Source organism: Streptococcus sp., from assembly GCF_030528045.1.
Taxonomy (GTDB): domain Bacteria; phylum Bacillota; class Bacilli; order Lactobacillales; family Streptococcaceae; genus Streptococcus.
The window spans coordinates 44,861-52,131 of the sequence record NZ_JAUMZR010000007.1 but is presented as its reverse complement, the minus strand read 5'-3'; the positions used below and the strand labels follow the sequence as shown (position 1 = coordinate 52,131).

General features: G+C 39.6%; 5 protein-coding genes and 1 pseudogene. 4 read left to right on the top strand and 2 right to left on the bottom strand.

What is annotated here, in order from left to right:
* Positions 1 to 89: 89 nt before the first annotated feature.
* Both Q4A91_RS02480 and Q4A91_RS02475 read right to left on the bottom strand, forming a co-directional pair.
* Positions 90 to 830: an amino acid ABC transporter ATP-binding protein gene (locus Q4A91_RS02480; RefSeq protein ID WP_001096337.1), complete on the bottom strand. Its 741-nt coding sequence runs from the start codon at positions 828 to 830 to the stop codon at positions 90 to 92.
* On the bottom strand, positions 830 to 2,995 hold the full coding sequence (locus Q4A91_RS02475) for an ABC transporter substrate-binding protein/permease (protein WP_303204446.1): 2,166 nt from the start codon (positions 2,993 to 2,995) through the stop codon (positions 830 to 832). Before Q4A91_RS02475 ends, Q4A91_RS02480 begins: the two co-directional genes overlap by 1 nt.
* A 180-nt stretch (positions 2,996 to 3,175) precedes the next feature.
* Here Q4A91_RS02475 and uvrB point away from each other — a divergent pair, with 180 nt between their 5' ends.
* The 4 genes and pseudogenes from uvrB to Q4A91_RS02455 all read left to right on the top strand — a co-directional run bounded on the left by uvrB (position 3,176) and on the right by Q4A91_RS02455 (position 6,239).
* Positions 3,176 to 5,164 carry an excinuclease ABC subunit UvrB gene (uvrB, locus tag Q4A91_RS02470; protein WP_303204445.1) on the top strand — a complete coding sequence of 663 codons (1,989 nt, stop codon included), beginning with the start codon at positions 3,176 to 3,178 and terminating at the stop codon, positions 5,162 to 5,164.
* 14 nt (positions 5,165 to 5,178) lie between these two features.
* The gene (locus Q4A91_RS02465; protein ID WP_303204444.1) at positions 5,179 to 5,490 is read left to right on the top strand and encodes a GIY-YIG nuclease family protein; all 312 of its coding nucleotides are present in this window, start codon (positions 5,179 to 5,181) and stop codon (positions 5,488 to 5,490) included.
* Between the two features lie 142 nt (positions 5,491 to 5,632).
* Positions 5,633 to 5,719: pseudogene (locus tag Q4A91_RS02460) on the top strand (UvrB/UvrC motif-containing protein); the annotation flags it as partial.
* A gap of 16 nt (positions 5,720 to 5,735) precedes the next feature.
* Positions 5,736 to 6,239, top strand: coding sequence for a GNAT family N-acetyltransferase (locus Q4A91_RS02455; RefSeq protein WP_303204443.1), 504 nt, complete (start codon positions 5,736 to 5,738; stop codon positions 6,237 to 6,239).
* Positions 6,240 to 7,271: the final 1,032 nt, after the last annotated feature.

The following is a 7,271-nucleotide window of genomic DNA, read 5'->3' as shown; positions in this document are numbered from 1 at the left end:
GGTGGTTTATTTGTCTCGCACCTTGCGGAGCGAGACGGACTAATAGTCACATAATTAAAAAACTGTAAGGAGAACCTTACAGTTTCGTTTTATACATTTAAGACCTTGTCCAAGAATTCTTTTAGACGAGGGTGTTGTGGGTTGTCAAAGATTTGATCTGGAGTTCCATCTTCCAGGAATTCACCATCAGCTGTAAAGATAACACGGTTGGCCACCTGACGAGCAAATCCCATCTCATGGGTTACGATAATCATGGTCATGCCCTGTTCCGCCAATTCCTTCATAACATTCAGTACATCTCCAACCATCTCAGGGTCCAGAGCGGAAGTTGGCTCATCAAAGAGCATGATATCAGGATTCATGGCAAGTCCACGAGCGATAGCTACACGCTGTTTCTGACCACCTGAAAGGCTATCTGGGTTGGCATTAGCTTTGTCTGCAAGACCAACTTTCTCCAGCAACTCCATCCCCAATTTTTCAGCTTCTTCTTTGGTCATCCGTTTGTGTTCAATAGGTGCAAAAGTGATATTCTCCAGGACGGACATGTGTGGGAAGAGGTTGAAGTGTTGGAAGACCATTCCGACGTTTTCGCGAACATGGTCGACATTGGTTGATTTCTCAGTCAAATCATAGCCATTCACTGTGATGTGGCCACTCGTTACCTCCTCAAGAAGGTTAAGGCTACGGAGGAAAGTGGATTTACCAGAACCAGAAGGACCGATGATACAGACAACATCTCCTTCATAGAATTTAGTCGTAATGCCTTTTAAAACTTCGTTTTTTCCATAATACTTATGCAAATCATTTACATCAATTTTTAGTTTTGCCATTAACGAATCCTCTTTTCTAAGCGTTTCGCTAGTCTAGTCAAAAGCGTGATAATTACAAGATAGAAGATAGCAAGGATTGCATACATCTTGAAACTTTGGTAGTTACGGGCGATGATAATCTTACCAGTTTGGAAAAGTTCCACCAAACCGATAGCAGATACAATGGTTGTATCTTTGAGAGCGATAACGAATTGGTTGACAAAGTTTGGCAACATCAATTTAGTTGCTTGTGGCAAGATAATCTTACGCATGGTTTTTCTGTAAGAGATACCAAGACTGCGGCTGGCCTCCATTTGGCCAACTGGAACAGCTTGGATCCCACCACGAACAATTTCAGCGATATAAGCAGCTGCATTGAGTGAGAGGGCGATAGTACCAGCTACAAAGTCATTGATTGGACTTTGTTGGCCTGTAATCGACTCGATGAAGTTTGGAATACCCCAGAAGATGAAGGCTGCAAGAATCATCAATGGGATACCACGGATAACATCAACGAAAATCTCAGAGATCAGACGAAGAGATTTGTATGGACTAACGCTAAACATACCAAAGATAATCCCGATGACAATGGCAATTGCAAATGAGATAAGAGCTAGAGCAAGAGTGATTCCAAGTCCGCTAAGGAGTTGTTTGTAGTTATTTTGAAGCAAGCCCCAGATAGTTGTTTCGTCAACCGTACTTGTAGAGTTAGTTGAAGATTCGCTAGCTAGATACTTGTCAAGAATCTTTTGGAATTCACCGTTAGCTTTGAGGTTTGCAAGTCCGTTATTGAACATCTGAATCAATTCAGGGTTTGTTCCTTTTTTAACCGCAAAGGCAGTTTCACCGATTGGAGTTCCAGCGATTGGTGTTTTCAATTTTTGCCCTTGGCTGATAGAATATTTGAGAACTGGCTCATCATCCATCACGGCATCAATAGATCCAGTATTCAGACTGTCATACATTGATGCGCCATCTGCAAAGGTTTTAATCTTATAACCGTATTTGCTTTGGTTCTCAGTAAGGAAGGTTTGAGAAGCAGTCCCGTTTTTAACACCGACAGTTTTATCCTTGAGGTCTTCATAAGAAGCAATGGTGCTTGATTCTTTCACACCGAGAATCGTATTTGCTGTGTAGTATGATTCTGAGAAGTCGAAGGTTTCCTTACGGGCATCTGTTACAGACATACCAGCTATGATACCATCTGCTTGTCCTGCTTGAACAGCACTAATGGCTGCGTCAAATCCTGGGTTGGTAATTTCAATTTCAAAACCTTGGTCTTTGGCAATGGCCTTGATGAGGTCCATATCAATACCGGTGTATTGATTGCTTGAATTTTGAAAGACGAATGGGGCGAAAGATGAGTCACTGGCAATAATGTACTTGCTTTTCACTGGAGTAGCTTTTTGTCCAGCAGCAGTAGTTGTCGTTGGGCTTGCCGTTGTTGTAGAAGCTGTCCATTTTTGGATGATTTGCTCCAAGCTACCATCCTTCTTCATTTGGGCTAGGGCTTCATTAAACTCGGTAACCAAGTGTTCATACTTGCTTCCTTTCTTGACACCAAAGGCAAAGCTTCCAACAGCCTCACCATCCATATTGATGCTGAGATCTTGTCCTTGGTTAATCGCATACTCAATAACAGGTTTGTCATCCATGATGGCATTTACAGCACCAGCACTTAGACTGTTATTCATCAAATCACCTGTATCAAAGGTTTTGATAGAGAAACCGTATTTATCTTTTATACTTTCAAGGAAACGTTGAGCGGCAGTTCCGTTCTTAACTCCAACTGTTTTGCCGCTAAGTTCCTCATATTTCGTGATTTTATTTGTCTTTGTGGTAGCAATGACAACTTTTGTATCATAATAAGTATCAGACATGGTAAAGACATTTTCACGTTCTTTTGTTTTTGTCATACCTGCCATAATAGCATCTGCTTGACCTGACTGCACTGCATTTACAGCTGCATCAAAGCCAGGATAAGACATTTGGATGTTCCATCCTTTAATTTCTGCGACTTTATTGATAATATCAACATCAATCCCTTTATAGGTTTGATCTGAATCTTTAAACTCAAAAGGTGCGTAAGCTGTATCAGACACAATCTTAACAGTATCAGCTTTTGCCATACCTAGTGAGAAAATGGGAAATAAAATGAGCAAACATGCTAGTATTTTTTTCTTCATTTTTAGTCTCCTTTTCCGAATATTTTCCCATTATATCAGAAAATGAATGAAAAGGCAAATTTTATGGATTTTATGTAAGGAAATGTAACATGAATTACTCGCTCTTATCAACTTAGAGAAGAGTCTGAAAAGTAAATTTATGGTAAAATAGAAGGATAGAAAAATGCAGATGAGGCAATCATGATTAATAGAATTACAGATAATAAATTTAAACTAGTATCAAAATATGAACCTTCAGGTGATCAACCACAAGCGATTGAGCAGTTGGTTGACAATATCGAGGGTGGAGAGAAGGCTCAGATTCTGATGGGGGCGACGGGTACAGGGAAGACCTACACCATGAGTCAGGTCATTTCCAAAGTTAATAAACCAACTCTGGTCATTGCCCATAACAAAACCCTAGCTGGTCAGCTCTATGGGGAGTTCAAGGAATTTTTCCCTGAAAATGCTGTTGAGTACTTTGTGTCCTACTATGATTATTACCAACCTGAGGCCTATGTCCCTTCGAGTGATACCTATATTGAAAAGGATAGCTCGGTCAATGATGAGATTGACAAGCTCCGCCACTCTGCGACATCAGCCCTTCTGGAGCGAAATGATGTCATTGTCGTGGCTTCAGTCTCTTGTATCTATGGTTTGGGTTCGCCCAAGGAATATTCTGATAGCGTCGTTAGTCTTCGTCCAGGTCTTGAGATTTCTCGTGATAAACTTTTGAATGACTTGGTTGATATCCAATTTGAACGCAATGATATTGATTTCCAACGGGGAAGATTTCGCGTTCGCGGGGATGTGGTGGAAATTTTCCCAGCTTCTCGTGATGAACACGCTTTTCGAGTAGAATTTTTCGGGGATGAGATTGACCGTATCCGTGAAGTTGAGGCTTTGACAGGTCAGGTATTGGGAGAAGTGGATCATTTGGCGATTTTCCCTGCCACTCACTTTGTGACCAATGATGACCACATGGAGGTTGCGATTGCTAAGATTCAGGCAGAGTTGGAGGAGCAGTTAGCTGTCTTTGAAAAGGAAGGCAAACTGCTAGAGGCCCAGCGTTTGAAACAGCGAACAGAGTATGATATTGAGATGTTACGTGAGATGGGCTATACCAACGGTGTTGAAAACTACTCACGCCACATGGATGGTCGTAGCGAAGGAGAGCCTCCTTATACGCTTCTTGATTTCTTCCCAGATGATTTCTTAATCATGATTGATGAAAGTCACATGACCATGGGGCAGATTAAGGGCATGTACAATGGAGACCGTTCACGTAAGGAAATGTTGGTCAATTATGGTTTCCGTTTGCCTTCTGCCTTGGACAATCGTCCTCTCCGTCGGGAAGAGTTTGAAAGTCATGTTCACCAGATTGTTTATGTTTCAGCGACACCAGGTGACTATGAAAATGAACAGACCGAGACAGTGATTGAGCAAATCATTCGTCCGACAGGACTTCTAGACCCAGAGGTGGAAGTTCGTCCAACTATGGGACAGATTGATGACCTCCTAGGTGAAATCAATGCCCGTGTTGAAAAGAATGAACGAACCTTTATTACAACCTTGACCAAGAAAATGGCAGAAGACTTAACCGACTACTTCAAGGAAATGGGCATCAAGGTTAAGTACATGCACTCGGACATTAAGACCTTGGAGCGGACGGAGATTATCCGTGACCTACGTTTGGGTGTTTTTGATGTTTTGGTCGGAATCAACCTGCTCCGCGAAGGGATTGACGTTCCCGAGGTAAGCTTGGTTGCTATTCTAGATGCTGACAAGGAAGGATTCCTCCGTAACGAACGTGGCCTCATCCAGACCATTGGACGTGCTGCCCGTAATAGTGAAGGACATGTCATCATGTATGCGGACACGATGACTCAGTCTATGCAACGTGCCATCGATGAAACGGCCCGTCGTCGGAAAATCCAGATGGCTTATAATGAAGAGCATGGTATCGTTCCACAAACCATTAAGAAAGAAATTCGTGACTTGATTGCAGTGACCAAGGCAGTTTCCAAAGAAGAGGACAAGGAAGTCGATATCAATAGCCTCAATAAACAAGAGCGCAAGGAACTCGTCAAGAAACTGGAAAAACAAATGCAAGAAGCCGTCGAAGTGCTTGACTTTGAACTCGCAGCTCAGATTCGTGATATGATGTTGGAAGTGAAGGCGTTGGATTAGATAGGAGAAAACGAATGAAGATTACAGAAAATAATGAATTTCCATGCTGGGAGCAATATCCAAAAAAGAATCCCAAATTTAAATATGTTAGAGCTAAACTCAATGATAAAATTATTCCTGAGATTTCTCATGAAGATTTTAGAACACTATCTGACTTTCCTTTGATTTATATCTATATATCTCCTTTTCAAAGTGATGGAAGAAAGTATTATATTGGTCAGACTATTGATGTGGGTAGGAGAACTAAAGAGCATAGTGAAAAGTTAAAAAAAGAAAATTATGAACGTTTTAAAGAATTTATAAATGGTGAGTATATGAATTTGTAAAAAACGCTTATTATATTTATTGACTAGGGCAGTGTATGGTCAAATAGTTTATATAGAGGATGATAAACTAAGGGAGTTTTTGCTAAAAATATTTTCGGCTGACAAAAATTAATTGTTTATGAAATAGTATATTGATTTTTAACAAATGCAAGAAGCCGTCGAAGTGCTTGATTTTGAACTGGCATCTCAGATATGTGATATGATGTTGGAAGTCAAGGCGTTGGGGTAGTGAAGGAGAAAAATAAATGTATCTTACTATCAAACAGATGGAAAGCCCTGAAGAGATAGAAGGTAAATCCTTCGTTCATTGGCAAATGTGGAGAGAGGCTTATGATGATCTTTTACCTGCAGAATTTCAGGAGACGATGACATTAGAAAGATGTCGATTCTTTAGTCAAAAGTATCCAGAAAATACATTGATCGCGATGGATGGCATGAAGGTAGTTGGTTTTATCAGTTATGGAAACTTTCGTGATGAGACTATTCTGGCTGGTGAGATCATTGCCTTATATGTTTTAAAAGACTATTATGGAAAAGGTATTGCTCAGAAGTTAATGAAGGAAGCTTTGACGACTCTTGAACAGTTCTCTGAAATATTTTTATGGGTATTAAAAGAGAATAAGCGAGCCATTGCTTTCTATCAAAAAATGGGTTTTACTTTTGATGGGCAAGAAAAAATACTTGACCTTGGAAAACTTATCACTGAAATTAGAATGGTACGTAAGAAATCATCAAAATCTGAGAGTTAAATACTGGTAGAATTGCGATTTTGTTTTCAGATTACGCAATGAACAAACAATCACGTTTTAGAATATATTTTTAATGGAAAGAAGTTATTATGAAATTGAAAGAGACGAAGTATAAGAAGTCATCATGGTTAGATTCAGTACGTTTTTGGTTACAAGGGCATCGATTTGTCAAATTTATGCTTGATATTATCTTTTTTATCATCTTGTTCCTAGTTATAGAATTTACAACATCACAGAACAAAAGCATTCCAGCTGATTTTCGGTACAGAGAGCTCTGATTTCCCTTGCAATTGAATCTTTTTATCTTGGGTAATAGGTTCTATGCTCTCTTTTTGTCAGTGAAAACTGAAAAAGAGAGGACCCTTAAAAAATTCTGTGAACCCTTTATTTATATCAATATCCTTAGCTTCATTTTTCAACTGATTGGTGTGAGAAAAAGAGGAAGAGTTGTTCTGTCACCTTTGTTTTCACTGGAGTCATCCTATATCTGGTTTCCTATTGTCGTCTACCTTCTAGTCTTTATGTTAACTTTGGTAATCTTCTTTCTCTCTAAAGGTTCAAAAAAAGGAGTAGATGAAAATGAATATGAGTAGGCAAATGAAGTACAAGACAAAAGAAAAGTCTTCTTGGACTAAGAGGATTTTTCTTTGGATGGAAAGGCACAGAAGGATTGGTCAACTCATGGATACGAGTGTATTATTTGGATCTATGTTTGTATCATTTCTTGCCGCCTCTTACATTAGTTACCCATTACCGAACATAAACTATCTTTCCCCCTTAAGCTTCAATCTTATCTTTCTGATCTTATCAACCTATTTCCTTGTCTTTCGTTTTAGTAGTGATAAACTTCAGAAATGGCGTTACTTTTCATGGGGATTTATTAGGTTTAATGGTCTTCTTTTTCCCTTTCATCTCTTGGTAGGCCTGAATTGGCTAGGACGTCGTAAGTCAACGAATTTCCCTCCCATAATTTCTATGGATCCAGCCTATGTCTGGGTCCCTATTGTAAGTTATCTCATTTTCTTTTTCTTG